16 protein-coding genes and 1 pseudogene are annotated in these 16,045 nt (G+C 63.6%); 11 read left to right on the top strand and 6 right to left on the bottom strand.

Annotated elements, in window-relative coordinates:
• The first annotated feature begins 514 nt into the window (after positions 1–514).
• The 6 genes from QJT78_RS36260 (at position 515) to QJT78_RS36235 (ending at position 6,353) form a co-directional block, all read left to right on the top strand.
• Positions 515–2,104: an ABC transporter substrate-binding protein gene (locus QJT78_RS36260; RefSeq protein WP_028149068.1), complete on the top strand. Its 1,590-nt coding sequence runs from the start codon at positions 515–517 to the stop codon at positions 2,102–2,104.
• 60 nt (positions 2,105–2,164) lie between these two features.
• Complete coding sequence (locus tag QJT78_RS36255; RefSeq protein WP_028149069.1) at positions 2,165–3,088, top strand: ABC transporter permease; 924 nt, start codon at positions 2,165–2,167, stop codon at positions 3,086–3,088.
• Positions 3,085–3,906, top strand: a complete 822-nt coding sequence (locus QJT78_RS36250) for an ABC transporter permease (RefSeq protein ID WP_028149070.1) — start codon at positions 3,085–3,087, stop codon at positions 3,904–3,906. Before QJT78_RS36255 ends, QJT78_RS36250 begins: the two co-directional genes overlap by 4 nt.
• Positions 3,903–4,883: an ABC transporter ATP-binding protein gene (locus tag QJT78_RS36245; RefSeq protein WP_028149071.1), complete on the top strand. Its 981-nt coding sequence runs from the start codon at positions 3,903–3,905 to the stop codon at positions 4,881–4,883. Before QJT78_RS36250 ends, QJT78_RS36245 begins: the two co-directional genes overlap by 4 nt.
• On the top strand, positions 4,876–5,928 hold the full coding sequence (locus QJT78_RS36240) for an oligopeptide/dipeptide ABC transporter ATP-binding protein (protein ID WP_028149072.1): 1,053 nt from the start codon (positions 4,876–4,878) through the stop codon (positions 5,926–5,928). The genes QJT78_RS36245 and QJT78_RS36240 overlap by 8 nt, the downstream gene beginning before the upstream one ends.
• A gap of 206 nt (positions 5,929–6,134) precedes the next feature.
• Positions 6,135–6,353: a hypothetical protein gene (locus QJT78_RS36235; protein WP_028149073.1), complete on the top strand. Its 219-nt coding sequence runs from the start codon at positions 6,135–6,137 to the stop codon at positions 6,351–6,353.
• An 841-nt stretch (positions 6,354–7,194) separates the two neighbouring features.
• Here QJT78_RS36235 and QJT78_RS36225 read toward each other — a convergent pair.
• On the bottom strand, positions 7,195–7,428 hold the full coding sequence (locus QJT78_RS36225; protein WP_080586927.1) for a methyltransferase: 234 nt from the start codon (positions 7,426–7,428) through the stop codon (positions 7,195–7,197).
• Between the two features lie 133 nt (positions 7,429–7,561).
• Between QJT78_RS36225 and QJT78_RS36220 the strand changes: the two genes are divergently transcribed.
• Positions 7,562–7,837, top strand: coding sequence for a hypothetical protein (locus tag QJT78_RS36220; RefSeq protein ID WP_028149074.1), 276 nt, complete (start codon positions 7,562–7,564; stop codon positions 7,835–7,837).
• A 108-nt stretch (positions 7,838–7,945) separates the two neighbouring features.
• Here QJT78_RS36220 and QJT78_RS36215 read toward each other — a convergent pair whose 3' ends face one another.
• Complete coding sequence (locus QJT78_RS36215) at positions 7,946–8,572, bottom strand: LysR family transcriptional regulator (protein WP_028149075.1); 627 nt, start codon at positions 8,570–8,572, stop codon at positions 7,946–7,948.
• Between the two features lie 20 nt (positions 8,573–8,592).
• Between QJT78_RS36215 and QJT78_RS36210 the strand changes: the two genes are divergently transcribed.
• From QJT78_RS36210 to QJT78_RS36200, 3 genes are read left to right on the top strand one after another with little or no spacing between them, the layout of a single operon-like run.
• On the top strand, positions 8,593–9,570 hold the full coding sequence (locus QJT78_RS36210) for a VOC family protein (RefSeq protein WP_249169843.1): 978 nt from the start codon (positions 8,593–8,595) through the stop codon (positions 9,568–9,570).
• A 1-nt stretch (position 9,571) separates the two neighbouring features.
• Positions 9,572–9,958, top strand: a complete 387-nt coding sequence (locus QJT78_RS36205; RefSeq protein WP_038944717.1) for a RidA family protein — start codon at positions 9,572–9,574, stop codon at positions 9,956–9,958.
• A 41-nt stretch (positions 9,959–9,999) separates the two neighbouring features.
• Positions 10,000–10,704, top strand: coding sequence for an L-2-amino-thiazoline-4-carboxylic acid hydrolase (locus QJT78_RS36200; RefSeq protein ID WP_028149078.1), 705 nt, complete (start codon positions 10,000–10,002; stop codon positions 10,702–10,704).
• A 325-nt stretch (positions 10,705–11,029) separates the two neighbouring features.
• Here the strand turns inward: QJT78_RS36200 and QJT78_RS36195 are convergent, their stop codons facing one another.
• The 4 genes and pseudogenes from QJT78_RS36195 to QJT78_RS36180 form a co-directional block, all read right to left on the bottom strand.
• Positions 11,030–12,058 carry an ABC transporter permease gene (locus QJT78_RS36195; protein WP_028149079.1) on the bottom strand — a complete coding sequence of 343 codons (1,029 nt, stop codon included), beginning with the start codon at positions 12,056–12,058 and terminating at the stop codon, positions 11,030–11,032.
• Positions 12,059–12,070: 12 nt separating this feature from the next.
• Positions 12,071–13,573 (bottom strand): sugar ABC transporter ATP-binding protein, encoded by a 1,503-nt coding sequence (locus QJT78_RS36190; protein ID WP_028149080.1) that lies wholly within the window; start codon positions 13,571–13,573, stop codon positions 12,071–12,073.
• Between the two features lie 6 nt (positions 13,574–13,579).
• Positions 13,580–14,602: a sugar ABC transporter substrate-binding protein gene (locus QJT78_RS36185; protein WP_028149081.1), complete on the bottom strand. Its 1,023-nt coding sequence runs from the start codon at positions 14,600–14,602 to the stop codon at positions 13,580–13,582.
• A 139-nt stretch (positions 14,603–14,741) separates the two neighbouring features.
• Positions 14,742–15,146, bottom strand: a pseudogene (locus tag QJT78_RS36180) (globin).
• A gap of 486 nt (positions 15,147–15,632) precedes the next feature.
• On the opposite strand from QJT78_RS36180, the gene QJT78_RS36175 reads away from it, so the two are divergent.
• A complete protein-coding gene (locus QJT78_RS36175) occupies positions 15,633–16,019 on the top strand; it encodes a DUF2946 domain-containing protein (RefSeq protein ID WP_049810316.1) in 387 nt (128 codons plus the stop codon).
• Positions 16,020–16,045 lie beyond the last annotated feature (26 nt).

Here is a 16,045-nt window from a genome sequence, read left to right as displayed (position 1 = left end):
TAAACGTCCTGCCTGACCGGCTACTGCTGTTCAGCGGCGCTGACGGCGATCATCAGGTGGGGGAGTTTCAAGTGACCATACCCGGGGGATTTTGACCGACCCACGGGGAGATAGTCGTTCACGCCGGTCGTGCGACTCCAGCTGAACCGGATGCTGTCCGCCTCGCTGTACCGGCCGAGGCTGGCCGCGACCGGGCTTACCAGCACGGCCGTGGCGGCGAGCAGTCCGCCCGCGAGCAAGATACCTAGCGCTCGGCGATTCATTTTTTCCGCGATCCCTGGAGCTCAGATAACGATCCTGAGCTTGGTCGCGTTGATCACGAAAAATGTTCACTGGTTCTGGTCGTTCATGATGCACCGCAATCGGCGGCTTGCACCGCTTGCGACGCAACCTGGCCTCCGAGGGTCTCGCGAGCGCCGCATTCGGAACCCGTCGCCATCAAAACGAAGCTTGCGTTCGACGGGCTACGAATGATCAAATCCCTGATCGGAATACCTGCGTTGTTGGGGGACACATGATGTTCAGGATGATCGCGATCGTTGCTGGTTTGGGGCTGGCGCTCGCCACCTCGGCGGAGGCCCAGGCGCCGCGCAAGGGCGGAACCATCCGCATGACGGCGCCCTACGGTTCGAGTTTCACGAGCCTCGACATTCACACCACACAGCGCGCCCAGGACGAGATCTACGCCAAGGCGCTGCACCGGTCGCTCTACATCTGGAATTCCGCGGAGGGCAAGCCGGTTCTGGAGCTCGCCAAGGAGGACGTGGTCTCGGGCGGCGGTCTCGTTCACACCTTCAAGCTGCGCGACGACGCCTATTTCCACAACGGCCGCAAGATGACGGCGGACGACGTGATCTGGTCCTACAACCGCATCATGGACGGCACCAAGGCCTATCCCGGCGCGCGCTTTGTCCGCGTCATCGAGGGCGCGGCCGCGGTGGAGAAGGGCCAGGCCAAGGAGATCTCCGGCCTGAAGAAGATCGACGACTTCACCCTCGAGATGAAGCTGACCGAGAAAGTCGATCCGGGATTCTACTTCTTCACGGCGCTGACCTCGATCTATCCCGCCGACGAGGCCGCCAAGGAGAGCTTCATCCAGAAGCCGATCGGTCTCGGTCCCTTCAAATTCGTCGAGCACGTGCCGGGATCGCGCATCGTCCTGGAGCGGTGGAACCGCTTCTACAAGCCCGGCAAGCCCTACGCCGACAAGGTCATCGTGTCGATCATGGCCGAGGCCGCGGCGCGCGATGTCGCCTTCCGCAACAAGGAGATCGACACCTCGGTGCTGGGACCCGCGCAATACGTCGCCTATCAGTCCGACGCCGACCTCAAGGGCACCATCGTCGAGGTCGCCGAGGTCTTCACGCGCTATATGGGCATGAATCCCTCGTTCAAGCCGTTCACCGACAAGCGCGTCCGGCAGGCGATCAATTACGCGATCGATACCGACCTGATCATCAGCAAGCTGGTCAAGGGCAAAGCCTATCGCGCCACCAGCTGGCTGCCGCTGACCTCGCCCGCCTACGACAAGGCGATGAAGCCTTACGCTTACGATCCCGCCAAGGCCAAGCAGCTGCTCGCGGAGGCCGGCTATCCCTCCGGCTTCGAATTCGAATGGACCACCAGCCAGAACGAGAGCTGGGGCCTGCCGATCGTCTCGGCCGTCATCCCGATGCTGGACAAGGTCGGCATCAAGGCGAAGGTCAAGCAGGTCGAGACCGCGGTGCTGGCCGAGGTGGTGCGCAGCGGCGACTACCAGGCCTTCATCTATTCCCAGGCGACTGGCCCGGATCCCCAAGCCGCGCTCAAATGCTTCCACTCCTCGACGCCGCAGCCGGCCTGCAACTACATGAACTACAGGAATGCCGACTTCGACAAGCTGATCGATGCGGCAGGGCAGGCCGACGATCCCGCAAAGCGCACCGAGCTGCTGCAAAAGGCCAATGCGCTGCTCTATGAGGAAGCGCCGGTCTGGTTCTTCAACTACAACAAGGCGGTCATGGCGGTGCAGCCGTGGCTCAAGGGCGTTCAGCTCAATGCGACGGAGCTGACCCATCAGAACGTCGAAGACCTCTGGGTCGACGAGACCTCGCCCGCGAAGTGACACGCGCTCTCGCGCTCTCTCCATCGCGATGAGCGATGGAGGGAGAGAGGAAAAGCCTGGATGCTCTCGTTCCTGCTCCGCCGTCTCCTGCAAACCATTCCGACCGTGCTCGCCGTCGTGCTGCTGGTGTTCGTGCTGTTCAGCGTCGTTCCCGGCAGCATCGTCTCGTCCATGAGCGACGACAGCGATCCCCAGATCGAGCTGCGCATGAAGAAGCAGCTCGGCCTCGACGATCCCCTCTATTGGCGTTTCGGCGCCTACATCGCCAAGCTCGCGACCGGTGATTTCGGCACCTCGTTCCGGACCCGCGAGCCTGTCACGGCCATGATCGCCAAACGGGCATGGCCGACGCTGCAGCTCATCTTCGCGGCCATGACGTTTGCGATCCTGATCGGTGTTCCCCTTGGTTTCATTGCAGCGCTGAAACCCGGGGGCATCGTCGATACGCTCGCCATGGTTCTGGCGGTGTCGGGCCTTTCCATTGCCAAATTCTGGCTCGGGCTGGTGCTGATGTATCTGTTTGCGTTGAAGCTCGGCTGGCTGCCGAGCTTCGGCTATGGCGATGGAGGGCTGAAATATCTGCTGCTGCCGGCTGTGACGCTCGGCGTCTCGCCGATGGCGCTGTTTGCCCGCACGACGCGCGCCGCGGTCCTCGAGATCATGACCGCTGATTTCGTCCGCACCGCGCGCTCGAAGGGCATGAGCGAGACGCGTGTGGTGAAGTGGCATGTGATGCGCAATGCGCTCGTCATCATTCTCACCACCGTCGGCCTTCAGTTCGGCGGGTTGATGGGGCAGGCGGTCGTGGTCGAGAAACTGTTCTCCTGGCCGGGCATCGGTTCGCTGCTCGTCGACAGTGTGCTCCAGCGCGACATTCCGGCCGTCCAGGGCTCCATTCTCGTGGTGGTGCTGGCCTTTCTCGCGATCAATCTGCTGATCGACGTGCTCTACGGCGTGATCGATCCCAGGATCAGATACGCATGAAGCTCCGCGCCAATCTCATCATCGGCGGCGCGCTGTTCGCGCTCGCGATCCTGGTCGGCCTGCTCGCGCCCTGGCTGGCGCACACCGATCCCGTCATGGACGCCAACCTCATGAACGCGGAGGAGCCTCCGAGCTGGACCTGGTGGTTCGGCACCGACGACCAGGGCCGCGACATCTATTCCCGCGTCGTCTACGGCGCCCGCGTCTCGCTGACCGTCGGCATCGTCTCGCAGCTCATCAACAGCGTCATCGGCGTCGCGCTCGGCTTGAGCGCGGGCTATTGGGGCGGCTGGTGGGACGATTTCGTCAACGGCCTGACCAATCTGATGCTCGCGATCCCCTCGCTGATCTTCGCGCTCGCCATCATGGCGGTGCTTGGCCCCGGCCTCACGAGCCTGCTGATCGCGCTCGGCCTGACCAACTGGTCCTTTACCTGCCGGATCGCACGGGCCTCGGCGCTGTCGCTGAGGAGCCAGGGCTATGTGCAGGCGGCGACCGTGCTCGGCTACGGCGATCTGCGGATCATGGTCACGCAGCTCTTGCCGAACATGCTAGGGCCGATCGTCGTCATCGGCACGCTCGGCATGGGCAGCGCGGTCCTGTCCGAAGCCGCCTTGTCGTTCCTCGGCCTCGGCGTCCGCCCACCCTTTCCGAGCTGGGGCAGCATGTTGTCGGATGCTCGCGAGCAGATCACGACGGCGCCGTGGCTCTCCGTGTTTCCGGGCCTTGCCATCTTCCTGACGGTGCTCGGCCTGAACCTGCTCGGCGACGGCCTGCGCGACATTCTCGATCCCCAGTCGCGGAGCCGGCGGACATGACGGGCGTGCCGCTGATCGAAGTCGAGGATTTGCGCATCGATCTCGACGACGGAGTGAGGCGCGTCGCGGCGGCCGAGGGCATTTCGTTCCGCATCGATCGAGGCGAGACATTCGGGCTGGTCGGCGAATCCGGCTGCGGCAAGAGCATCACGGCGCTCGCCTTGATCGGCCTGTTGCGGCAGCCGTTGTCGATCGGCGGCGGCGTCATCCGGTTTGAGGGACGGGAGATCCAGCACCTTTCGGCGGCCAAACAGCGGGATCTGCGCGGCAATCGCATCGCCATGATCTTCCAGGAGCCGATGACGGCGCTGAACCCGGTCTCGCCGGTGGGACGGCAGATCGCCGAGATGTTCGTGCTGCACAAGGGCAAGAGCTGGCGGGACGCCAACCAGCTCGCGGTCGAGGCGCTGGCGAGCGTTCGCGTCCCCGCACCGGAGCGGCGCGTCAACGATTACCCGCACCAGCTGTCCGGCGGCATGCGCCAGCGCGTCATGATCGCCATCGCGCTCGCATGCGGTCCGGACCTCCTGATCGCCGACGAGCCAACCACCGCGCTCGACGTGACCGTACAGGCCGAAATCATCGAGCTGATGCGCAATCTGTGCGCCGAGAGGGGGACGGCGATCCTGATGATCAGCCACGATCTCGGCCTCGTCGCCAATGTCTGCCGCCGTGTCGCCGTCATGTATGCCGGCCGCATCGTCGAGGAGCGCGGTTCGGCCGATATCTTCCGGGCGCCTTCGCATCCCTATACGCAGGGCCTGGTCGCCTCGCTGCCGCGGCTGGGCAGTCGGGCCGCGCTTGGCCGCACCAGGCTCAAGGAGATCGCGGGCGTGGTTCCAGCCATCACGAATTTCCCGGATGGCTGCCGGTTCAATCCGCGCTGTACGCAGGCCACCGAGATCTGCCGCACGGTTGCGCCGCAGACGGATTTGCTGGAGGCTGGCGGTTTCGTCCGGTGTTACCACCATGCATGAGCCGCAAGCCATGCAGGGGGAGGCGAGGCCGGACGACGACCTCATTCTCAGCGTCGAGGATCTCGCGGTTCATTTTCCGTTGGGGGGCGGCTGGCTCGGCCGCGGCCGGCGGGTGCTCCGTGCCGTCGACGGCGTCGATCTCAGGCTGAGACGAGGCGAATGCCTCGGCCTTGTCGGCGAGTCCGGCTCGGGCAAGTCGACGGTCGCATTGTCTATCCTGGGGCTCCTGACGCCGACGCGCGGCCGCATCGTGCTGGACGGGCAGGTGGTGACGAACAGGCAATCCGGTGACCGAAAGTCGCTTGCCCGGACCGTGCAGATCGTCTTTCAGGATCCCTACGCCTCGCTCAACCCACGCCAGACCGTGCGCCGCACGCTGGAAGATCCCCTGCGTGTGCATGGCGTGACCGCAAAAAGCGAGATCGAGGACCGTGTTGCGACGATGCTGCGGCATGTCGGCCTGCGGCCGGAACAAGCCGACCGCTATCCGCATGAATTCTCCGGCGGCCAGCGCCAGCGCATCGGCATTGCGCGCGCCCTGATCCTCAATCCCAGGATCGTCATCTGCGACGAGCCCGTGTCGGCGCTCGACGTCTCGATCCGCGCCCAGATCATCAATTTGCTGCTGGAATTGAAGGACACGCTCGGTCTTTCCTACATCATGATCAGCCACGACCTCGGCGTCGTCGAGCACATGAGCGACCGGGTCGCCGTGATGTATCTCGGCCGCATCGTCGAGAACGGCCACTGGCGCGAAATTTTTGAGCGCCCGGCGCACCCCTACACGCAAGCCCTGATCGCGGCCATCCCCGATCCGCTGCACCATGCACCGTTGGCGACGACAGGGGGCGATCTGCCCAATCCGCTCAATCCGCCGAACGGATGCGCCTTCAGCCCGCGTTGCCGGTACGCGGAGGACGTGTGTCGCCACGAGCCCGGTCCGGTGCTGGAAACGCGCGCCGATGGACATGAGGTGAGGTGCTGGCGGGCTGACGAGATTGCGGGGCAGACGCAATTGGCTTCGACCGAGGGCGGGCATCCCTAGGGATGGAAGGCGCGTCCGTCGCGGTCAAAAGCGTCGCTCCAGCGGCCCGCTAGTCACGTCCGGTCTGCCCTGACAGGCGGACGATTTTGGGGCCCACCCATGAGCCATCGCGTGGGGTTGATCCTTGGCGCGGTCCAATCGCGTACCGGCCCGTTTTCATGTGTGCTACATGGTTGGGTAGCAAAATGTAGCAGGAAAGGCAGATCATGACTGACGATCAGGTCAATCTCGTCGTTCGGCACCTTTGCGAGCAATTGCACTTGGCGCTCCGGTTGAAGGGCAGCGAAGCACATCCACCAAACGCCAAGGATATTGGATTCGATCCGGCCTCCGTGAGAACCGTATTGCTGACCGGCTTGCGTTCGGCGGGTGTCACGACCCACCACGAGGCGGTCGGGAAGAGCGAAGAGCCGCCGTGGTCCTGAACACAAAGCGCGGGACAGAGGCCCCGCGCCGATGTCTCAGCTGGGTCAGCAGCAGACAAATCCACTACAGCGCCCATAGGTCCGTTAAGGGCCAACAACCGACGTTCGATATATCGTCCGTTCGCATCTCGGAACCGCGTCGCGGACGCCGTAGCTTTTTTGTGTTACCTGGAGCCTCAGCGCCAGGTTGCCGGTTCGCAGGGAGGCCTATTGAACGGACCTCCGGCATAACTGCCAACGTCTGGAGCCCGGACACAGTGAACGACGTTGGAGGTAGGGACGACTGCACCGCTTTTGTCGCGCCACGCCGACCTACGCCAGCTTGCCGGTTCGCAGGGAGGCCTGTTGAACGGCGCTCCGGCAAAACTGCCAACGTCTGGCGCCCGGATGCAGTGAACGACGCGGGACGGATGGACGGCTGCGCCGTTTTGGTCGTACCACGCGGCCATGGCCGGACTAGCGAACATGGCCGCGGCGATCAGTCCTACCGAAGCAAGCTTCCTCATTTGCGCGTCTCCTTATGTGTCAATGATTGAACGACTGACTATCCTTTGCGGCTCATTCCTACCGAAGAGACTGCAAGCAACATTTTGCGGTATCGACTATGCACATCATCAAGGTTGATCTATATCAACTTCGCCCGAATACGGCGGCTGATGACCGCTCTGGGTCAAACTGCGAAAAACTCAACCTGAGCAAATTCAGTTCGCTATGCCCTATTGATCGGACCTCAATGAGGCGTGCCGCCACTTCGCTGATGGGCCCAATTGCAGACAAGCTTTGTTGAGGAGCCTTCGAGAAGCTCATCAAAAATCAGCGCCGCGGTTATGCGCTACGGCAGCTACCGACCGCCTCGCCACGCAGTTCGGCGCGGGATCCAACACGGCACATTGATGCAGAATGCTTCGTATTCCGCGCCGAATGACCTTTTTAGCGTCGGCTCTTCGTAGCCCACGACAAAAAGGTGGAAGGCGAGCCAGACGACTGCGCCGTAGGCGAACAGCCCCCAATCGCCGAACAGGAGCGCCTGGCCGAAAATGACGGCGGCGACCGCCACGTAGATTGGATTGCGCAATCCGCGCTCGTTGTCCTGACAATGAGTGCAGCTAGCGCGCTACGGCGCGGTCGACCCGGCGCGGACAACACCGGCGTTTCTGCTATAGTGCGACGTTCGAACTTGCGGGGCGGCTGCTTCAAGGGTTGAAATCATGCACAGAGCATCTGGATCATTACTACTTGCCTTCGTTTTTATTCTATTTGCTCCGCAAGTGCGGGCGCAGCAAATTCCGGCCGAAACGGTTCAGGGAATGCTTGCGGCCCAGATTCGCACGCAAGGCTTCACCTGCGAAAAGCCACTCGGCGCAAAGAAGAACACGAAGTCGTCTCGACCTGATCGCGACGTTTGGGTTCTTAAATGCAGCAACGCCACGTACAAGATCACACGCGTTCCCGATATGGCGGCGAAGGTCGAACCGCTGCCGTGAGCCCGGTGGTCTCTACGGGACCAGCGCCTTGATGGACTTGTGCCGGTGTTTTGCCCGACGTCTCAAACGTCCTGGCGGCGAGGGCTCAAGCCATGCCTCACGGTCGCCTCAACTTCCGCTGATGCCGACCAGACGAGGGCGGCGGTTTGCGAGCGGGTTCTCGGCTGGCAGGGCGCGCAGCCACGCGCGAAAACTGACGATCTCGGGGCAATCCGCGGTGCCTTCAGGCGCGATCAGCCAATCACCGGGGCCTGATCCCTCATTGACCCGGTCGCAGCGATAGCCCGGATGGTGGCCTAGACCGCGGGCGATCAGCAGGTCGACCTTGCCCTCGACCAATTCGTGCAGGCCGGCCGGCTGGAGCACCCGCAAACCGATCTCCGCATGCGCGCTGCGAAACTCCGCCAATTCGAGCCGGCGCATGTCGAAGCTGCCATGGACCCCCAACTGCAGCAGCACCGCGCCCGCCGGCTTCAATTGCGAGGTCGCCTCCGCAATGTGGCGAAAGCCTTCGGAGACCCCGGGCAGATAGGCCTGACCGGCCGCGGTGAGAATGAGCTGCTTATGCAGCCGCTCGAACAGCTGCACGCCGAGGCGTGCTTCCAGCGCCTTCACCTGCTGTCCCACGGCGGCAGGTGTCACGTGCAGCTCGTGCGCGGCCAGCTTGAAGCTGAGATGCCGGGCGGCGGCCTCAAAAGCGCGGAGCGCGTTGAGCGGGGGAAGGGCGTAGGTCATCGCACTGCAGTTTGACACCGATGGTCCCTGGCCTTGCAATAGATTTTCTTGCGCTGAACCGCAGCAACAATGCTTTGCGAAGCAGTGATGTCGCCGGATACGGTCAGCCCGCAATCCGGAGAACCCCCATGCCGCGCCGAATCGATCATCTCGTCATTTGCGTCCGCGATCTGGAACAGGCCGCGCTGGATTGGCAGCGGCTTGGCTTCAACCTCACGCCGACCGGTGTGCACCCGTTCGGAACCAGCAATCGCCTTGCGCAGTTCGCCGACAATTTTCTGGAGTTGCTGGCCGTCACCGACGATGCGTTGGTGCCGCCAGCCACGCCGGGCCATTTCAGCTTTGCGGCCCACAACCGCGATTTTCTTGCGACCGCCGAGGGAATGTCGATGCTGGTCTTGCACAGCACCGACGCCCATGCCGATGCCGCGCGTTTCAGAGCCGACCGCATCGGCGATTATGCGCCGTTCGATTTCGGCCGCGACGCGGTGGTCCCGGGCGGCGGCACGGCGCGCGTCGCGTTTTCGCTGGCCTTTGCCACCGATCCCGCCATGCCCGGGCTCGCGTTCTTCACCTGCCAGCAGCGTCACCCGCCGGAACTGTTCTGGAAGGCGCAGTATCAGCGTCATCCCAACGGCGCCCTCCGCGTGGTCGAGGTGGTGATGTCGGCGGCGGAGCCGGCCGCGCATCGCGATTTCCTCGAGCGCCTCACGGAAGGCACGACCGAGCTTGCGCCCGGGCGGCTGACGATCGGTGAGCGCGGCAATCATATCACCTTGCTTGACCCGTCCGAACTGGCGCGCCGGTTACCGGGCCTCGCGAACAGCGCTTCGCCGCGCTTTTGCGCGGCGCGTCTGGCGGTCGCTGATCTGGATGCGACAAGGCGAACGCTGGAACACAACGGCGTCGGCTTTGCGATGACCGGTGCCGTGCTGTTGGTGCCACCCGCCACCGCGCATGGTCTGGCGCTCGAGTTCGTCGAACAGGAGGCAAACTGACATGGCTCACATCGTCAACCACAATCCCGCAACGGTCCATCCTCCCGCCGGCGGTTACAGCATGGGACTTGAATTGACGCAGCATCGTCGCCTGTTGTTCATCAGTGGTCAGGTGCCCGAGAAAACCGACGGCGCCGTGCCCGAAGGTTTCGAGGCGCAATGCGCGCAGGCCTGGCGCAACGTGATCGAGGTGCTCGCCGCCGCGGGCCTTGGCGTCGAGCATCTGGTCAAGGTCACCACGTTCCTGACTGACCGGACTCAAGTCGTGACCAACCGCACCATTCGCCGCAAGGTGCTCGGGGACCACCAGCCCGCGCTGACGGTCGTGGTCGTCGAGACCGTCGACAGCAAATGGCTGCTGGAGATCGAGGCGATCGCCGCGGAATGAACCCGGCTTCGCCGACCTTGCAATGAGCCGTCAGGTGTCCAATGGCTGAGAACATCCATCCCTTCTACCAGACGCATCGGAACGCAATGGAGACCGCCACGCGCGAGCGGCTTGACCTTGCCGAAGCGATGCTGCGCGAGCGCACGCATCTCACCGACATCGACGGGATCAGGCGGGAGGTGATGGACGAATTCGAGATTGTCCTCACCCAAATGCCCTATGTCGGCGGCGCGGCAAGCCGCATGAGCGATTTCTTCATGCGTCTCATGGGCTTTATGGCCATCAGCCGGGTGCTGCGACGACACGGCGTGCCGGTGCCTGTGATTGGCGAGATCGAGCGAGACACCTACAAGGCGCAATTGCAGACCGTATCAGAAGCGGAGCGTCTCGCCTCAGGGCGGCAATTCATGTCGCCGGAGAACCAGGCCTTGCTGCGCGAGCAGGCGGCAACGAGCGTTACAAAAGCTCATCAGGAAGAGTTTCCGGAAGACTTCGTCTACGATTTCGTAGAGCCGGGTCCGCAAGACCGCTTCGAATTCGGCATCAACTACAAGGCCTGCGGCTTCTGCAAGCTCGCAGCGCGCCACGGGGACAAGGACATCCTGCCGAACATCTGCGGCCTCGATTTCGTCGCCTACGCAGCGCGCGGAATCCGCCTGGAGCGCACACAAACATTGGCAGGCGGCGCGAGCCACTGCAATTTCCGCTTCTCGCGGCTACCGCCGGATGAGAAGGCTGAGGGCTAACCCGCCTTCTCATGCTCTGCGATCGAGGTGGTGTTGTATTGTCCGCCGTTGCCACATCGTCATTGCGAGCGCAGCGAAGCAATCCAGAATCTCTCCGCGGCGGCAGTCTGGATTGCTTCGCTGCGCTCGCAATGACGGAGGTCGGGGCGCGGTCCTGAGCCCATCGACATTCGCGCCATGATGACATCCTGCTCCTGTGTTGCCCGACGTGTCAAATGTCGGCGCAGTCGCGCTCATGCAATTGCGCGTTCGGTAAGCAGCTGAACTTCCTTACAGTTTCTACTGTGCATGGGGTTGTTTTCGCGTTTTTTGCTTTGAGGGCCGTCTACTCGGCCGCTTTCTCCCGCAGCCGCTGCGCGTAGACGTTGATGACCAGCGCCGCCAGCAGGATCAGGCCGCGGATCAGGATCTTCAGGAAGCTGTCGATGTTGACGTGGTCGAGGCCGTTATTCAGGACGCCGAGAACGAAGAGCCCGACGATGGTGTTGCCGATGCCGCCGCGGCCGCCGAACAGGCTGGTGCCGCCGACGACGACGGCGGCGATGGAGTCGAGCAGATAGGTGTCGAACTCGTTCTGCTGGGCGCTGCCGAAATGGGCGACGCCGAGCATGCCGCCGATGCCGGAGCAGACCGCCGAGATCACCATCACGGCGCCGAGGATGAGCTTGACGTTGAGGCCGGAATATTCGGCCGCCTCGCGGTTGCCGCCGACCATGTAGACGTAGCGGCCGAAGCGCGTGTAGGTCAGCACCAGATGGCCGCCAAGCAGCATGATGGCCGCGACGATGACGATCCAGGGGATGCCGCCGATCGAGCCCGAGCCGAGCGTGGTGATCAGGCCGGGCACCTTGTAGGCGATCTGGCCGCGCACCAGCAGTGCCGAGACGCCGGCCGCGATCTGCATCATCGCCAGCGTCATGATGAAGGAGGGGATGCCGATCACGGTCAGGCCGAGCGCGTTGACGAGGCCGAGCAGGGCGCAGAGCAGGATCGACAGGATGATCGCGACCGCGCCGGGCAGGGGGATGTTGGCGATGTTGACGTAGGATTCCTGCAGCGTGAAGTAGGCGACCGCGATGCCGGTGACGTTGGCAATGCTGGCGATCGAGAGGTCGATCTCGGCGCAGAGGATCACGAAGGTGAGGCCGACGGCGATGATGCCGGTGACCGACACCTGCGTCAGGATGTTGCCGAGATTGTCCAGCGTCGCGAAGGAGGGGCTGGCAAAGGCGAAGAAGGCGGACAGGAAGATCAGGGTGAGGAACGGCGCGATGTTGCGCATCTGCGAGCGCAGGAAGGGCGCAACGCCTCGCGGCCGCCGACCCGCCGCCAAAGCCGTCTCACTGCTCGCCATGGTGCTTCTCCGTCACGCCGCTTCCAGCAGGCGGTCCTTGCTGACCGGCTCGTTCTTGAATTCCCGCACCAATGCGCCGCGCTTGAGCACGAGGATGCGGTCGGCCAGCGACAGCACCGTTTCCGGCTCGGTCGACAGCACGATGACCGCGAGCCCCTTGGCGCGGAGATCGCGGACGATGTTGATGACGTCGTTCTTGGCGCCGACATCCATGCCCCGGGTCGGTTCGCACAGCACCAGCAGCTTCGGCGGATAGGTCAGCCATTTTGCCAGCGCGACCTTCTGCTGATTGCCGCCGGAGAGCATGCCGAGATCGAGGCCGACCACCGGCGGCCTGATCTGCAGCTGCTCGACCTGGCGCTTGGCGATGTCGCGCTCCTGCGCCGGCTTGAGCAGCAGCGACGAGATGCGATCGAGGATGCTGATCGAGATGTTCTTGTAGACCGGCTCCTGATGAAACAGCATGGCGCGCCGGCTCTCGGGCACCAGCGCCACGCCGGCGCGCCGCGCCGCCGCCGTGCTGGCGAAGGTTTTTGGCTTGCCCTCGACGGCGAGCGTGCCGCCGTCCGGCTTCAGCTTGCCGAACAGGATGCGCGACAGCTCCTGCTGGCCGCAGCCCATGAATCCGTAGATGCCGAGCACCTCGCCGGCGCGCGCCTCGAAGGAGATGTCCTTCAGGCTGCGGGCCAGCGACAATTGATCGACCTTCAGGACCACGGAGCTGTCGCTCGGCCGTGGCAGCATGAGGTCATCGGTGTAGCTGTGCTCGAGCGCTTCGCCGCCGCGGCCGATCATTGCCTCGATCAGCGCGCCCTTGCTGGTGGCAGCCGCCGCGGTCTCGGCGACCTTCCGCCCGTTGCGGAACACGGTCACCGTGTCGGACACAAGCAGGATGTCCTCGATGAAATGCGAGATGAAGACGATAGCGGTGCCTTCCTCGCGCAGCCGCCGGAGCGTCGCGAACAGCCGTTCGACCTCGGGCGGGGAGAGGGCGGAGGTCGGCTCGTCCAGGATGACGATGCGGGCGCCGGAGAACAGCACGCGGGCGATCTCGATCAACTGCTGCAGCCCGATCGGGAGGTCGCCGAGCCTGGACATCGGATCGACGTCGATGCCGAAGCGGGCGAGCTGCTCGCCGGCCTCGCGCGCCATGCGCCGCCATTGCACGAGGCCGAACCGGTTGGTCGGCTGGTTGCCCAGGAATACGTTCTCGGCGACCGTGAGATCGGGTGCGACGCTCAGCTCCTGATGCACCATGGCGATGCCGGCCGCGTGTGCATCGCGGGCGGAGCGGAAATGCGTCTCCTTCCCGTCGATCAGGAAGCGGCCAGTGAATTCGCTGTGCACGCCGGCGATGATCTTCATCAGCGTGCTTTTGCCGGCGCCGTTCTCGCCGACGAGACCGTGGATCTCGCCGGGTGAGAGCGCGAAGTCGACACCACGAAGCGCCTCGACGCCGCCGAAGCTCTTCGTGATGCCTTGCAGTTCCAGGATGGGCGAACGAACCTCAGGCATGGAGGCTCAGATCAGGAAGTGATCCTGCATCCACTGCATCCCGGCGGCGTTGGCCTTGGTCACGACCGGGCCGTCGGTGACGACGTTCTTGGGAATGCCCTGTCCGCTCTTCTCGCCGCCGACCACGGCGGAAACGCCCGCGATGATGGCGCCGCCATGGATGCGGCAGGACGGATTGCGCACGGTCGCGAACATGCGGCCCTCGCTCACCGCCTGGATCGCCGGTGGCATCGCATCGACGCCGCCGATCAGGATGTTGGTGCGATTGCGCGCCTTCATGATGTTGGCGGCGGCGAGCGCCATGTCGTCATTGTGGAAGAACGCCGCGTCGATCTGCGGATATTTGGTCAGGTAGGTTTCCCAGAGGCGCGCGGTTTTCGACACGTCCCAGTCGGCAGGCTGGGTGTCGAGCACCTCGATGTTCGGGAACTGCTTGACGACGGTGTTGAAGCCCTTCGCCCGGCCTTGCGCGCCGGTATGGCCGAGCGCGCCCTGCGTCATGATGATCTTGCCTTTGCCGCCCATGGCGTTGCACAGCGCCTGCGTCACCGAGGCGCCCATGAACTCGTTGTCGGGGGCAAGGAAAGAGTGGACGTTGATCTGGTCGAGCGGGGCAATCAGCGTGTCCATGTCGATCACCGGCGTGCCGGCATCGATCATCTTCTGCACGGGCTGGGTGAGGGTGCCGATACCGAAGGCCTGGATCGCGACGAAGTCCCACTTTTGCGAGGCCATGTTGTCGATCGCAGCACGCTGCTTGACCGCATCGAGCTGGCCATCGAACCAGGTCACCTCGACATTGAACAGCTTGCCCCAGAATTCCGCCGCCTGCTTGCCCTGGGCGCACCAGGTGGCCTGGAGGCCCGCATTGGAGAAGGCCGCCTTCAGCGGCTTCTCGGATCGTCCGACCTCGGCTGCAAGGGCGGGGTTTATGCCCATGCTGCCGAAGAGGGCAGCCCCGGCGCCGGCGGTCGCCGCCGCCTGAAGAAGATCGCGCCTCGTCGTCGAGAAATCTTTCGTCCCGGACATCGCTCGCTCCCATAAAATTTTCGTCGGCGCGTCATTGATTGCGCGACCGATGTCCGAAAGTCTCTCACAAGAGTTCCTGCCACTCAATCTGCAATCGATCGCGAGATCGCCGCAGCTCGTGTTGGTGCAGCGCAAAGCGTCAGGCCGGAATGGTGGCGAAGGCGTCGATCTCGACGAGCAGCTGGTCCCAGGCCTGTGCGATTTCCGGCGACCATTCGTCGCCGAGGAGGTCGCGCAGCGCATTCCTGATGACTGCGAAGAACGCAATGAACAGCTCGCGCGGAGTGCCGTAGCCATCGTGCGAGGCGACCTCGCAGGCAATCAGCCTGAAATGGCCCCGACGCTCACCGGCGAAGTCGAGGATTGCCTCGATCGTCAGCGCAAGCATCGATCCCATCACCAGCTCGCTGCCCTGCGAGCGGAACATGGTCTGCGTTTCGGGATGCTGTTCGAACAGCCGTTGTTAAACGAGTGGCGTGAGATCCGCGCAACGCGAGGCTGCGAGGTCGAAGCTGTTTTCGATTGGATTAGAGGGAGCGCTCATCGGCATCGAAGCCATGCGGGCAAAAGAAGCCTTGCGGGCAAAAAAAGAGCGGGGCCCTAGCCCCGCTCGAAAATTGTGTCGACCCTATTATCCCCGATTCTAAGATTTGCTCTTGATTGACGGGGCGACGCTGCATTTTGCGCGCCAGGGGCTCCTCCCGAGACTTGGACCACCAGACTTCGACCTCTCGGCCAGCCTGAGCAAGAGGGATGCTAGATCAACTTTTCTCACTTGTCATCATTTTCGGCAACGATTGTTCAAAATTAGAGCAGCTGACGAAATGATCGGGCTGTTTGCCCCGTAAGCATATGACAAATATAAGAAATCTGTGGACGGGCAGGGTTGCCGGACTGCCTCAAATGCCGGACGTCCCAGCCCGTGGAGCGGCGGGACCACAGTTTTCGAGAAATTTGCGCCGGGCCAATAAGCCGGCGGAACTGACCTCGACTCAGGTCTCGGCGAGGTGTTTAGTTCGTAGGCGAACGAATGGCTCGGCGGATGCGCGCACGGCTGCAAAAATTCCTACCCTTGGTCCTGCTCGCTTTGGCGATGCAGGTGCTGGCGCCGATTGCCGCCTGTCTGGCGGCCGGCCAGGCCGTGGCCGATCCGTTGTCTGCCGGCGTCATCTGCCACAGCGCCGGCGAGCAGGGCGGTCTGGACGACCAGACCGGCGCGCCGACCGCACATGGCGCCGCGTGCGCGCTGTGCTGCCTGGCGCAGGCAGGCGCATCGCTCGATTCGCCGCCGCACGTTGCGCTCGCCATTCCCTTCCGCCACGCCGCGCGCGTGATGTGGCATGCGGCGGATGTATCCGCCGTCGCGATCCATAAGGGCACAAGTGCCCAGGCGCGCGCACCACCTCAATTTTCCTGACGACCCTCGTGATTGCCGCGGTCCGT

The sequence above is a fragment of the Bradyrhizobium sp. Mp27 genome, assembly GCF_029953005.1.
Lineage (GTDB): Bacteria > Pseudomonadota > Alphaproteobacteria > Rhizobiales > Xanthobacteraceae > Bradyrhizobium > Bradyrhizobium barranii.
This window is presented reverse-complemented; position numbering and strand designations above follow the sequence as displayed.

Bases quoted from the DNA above. Each gene is read 5' to 3' on its own strand.
- QJT78_RS36250 (WP_028149070.1), top strand. From the start codon at position 3,085: ATGAAGCTCCGCGCCAATCTCATCATCGGCGGCGCGCTGTTCGCGCTC.
- QJT78_RS36215 (WP_028149075.1), bottom strand. From the start codon at position 8,572: ATGACCTACGCCCTTCCCCCGCTCAACGCGCTCCGCGCTTTTGAGGCC.
- QJT78_RS36260 (WP_028149068.1), top strand. From the start codon at position 515: ATGATGTTCAGGATGATCGCGATCGTTGCTGGTTTGGGGCTGGCGCTC.
- QJT78_RS36220 (WP_028149074.1), top strand. From the start codon at position 7,562: ATGCACAGAGCATCTGGATCATTACTACTTGCCTTCGTTTTTATTCTA.
- QJT78_RS36200 (WP_028149078.1), top strand. From the start codon at position 10,000: ATGGCTGAGAACATCCATCCCTTCTACCAGACGCATCGGAACGCAATG.
- QJT78_RS36195 (WP_028149079.1), bottom strand. From the start codon at position 12,058: ATGGCGAGCAGTGAGACGGCTTTGGCGGCGGGTCGGCGGCCGCGAGGC.
- QJT78_RS36210 (WP_249169843.1), top strand. From the start codon at position 8,593: ATGGTCCCTGGCCTTGCAATAGATTTTCTTGCGCTGAACCGCAGCAAC.
- QJT78_RS36235 (WP_028149073.1), top strand. From the start codon at position 6,135: ATGACTGACGATCAGGTCAATCTCGTCGTTCGGCACCTTTGCGAGCAA.
- QJT78_RS36245 (WP_028149071.1), top strand. From the start codon at position 3,903: ATGACGGGCGTGCCGCTGATCGAAGTCGAGGATTTGCGCATCGATCTC.
- QJT78_RS36205 (WP_038944717.1), top strand. From the start codon at position 9,572: ATGGCTCACATCGTCAACCACAATCCCGCAACGGTCCATCCTCCCGCC.
- QJT78_RS36240 (WP_028149072.1), top strand. From the start codon at position 4,876: ATGCATGAGCCGCAAGCCATGCAGGGGGAGGCGAGGCCGGACGACGAC.
- QJT78_RS36185 (WP_028149081.1), bottom strand. From the start codon at position 14,602: ATGTCCGGGACGAAAGATTTCTCGACGACGAGGCGCGATCTTCTTCAG.
- QJT78_RS36175 (WP_049810316.1), top strand. From the start codon at position 15,633: ATGGCTCGGCGGATGCGCGCACGGCTGCAAAAATTCCTACCCTTGGTC.
- QJT78_RS36255 (WP_028149069.1), top strand. From the start codon at position 2,165: ATGCTCTCGTTCCTGCTCCGCCGTCTCCTGCAAACCATTCCGACCGTG.
- QJT78_RS36190 (WP_028149080.1), bottom strand. From the start codon at position 13,573: ATGCCTGAGGTTCGTTCGCCCATCCTGGAACTGCAAGGCATCACGAAG.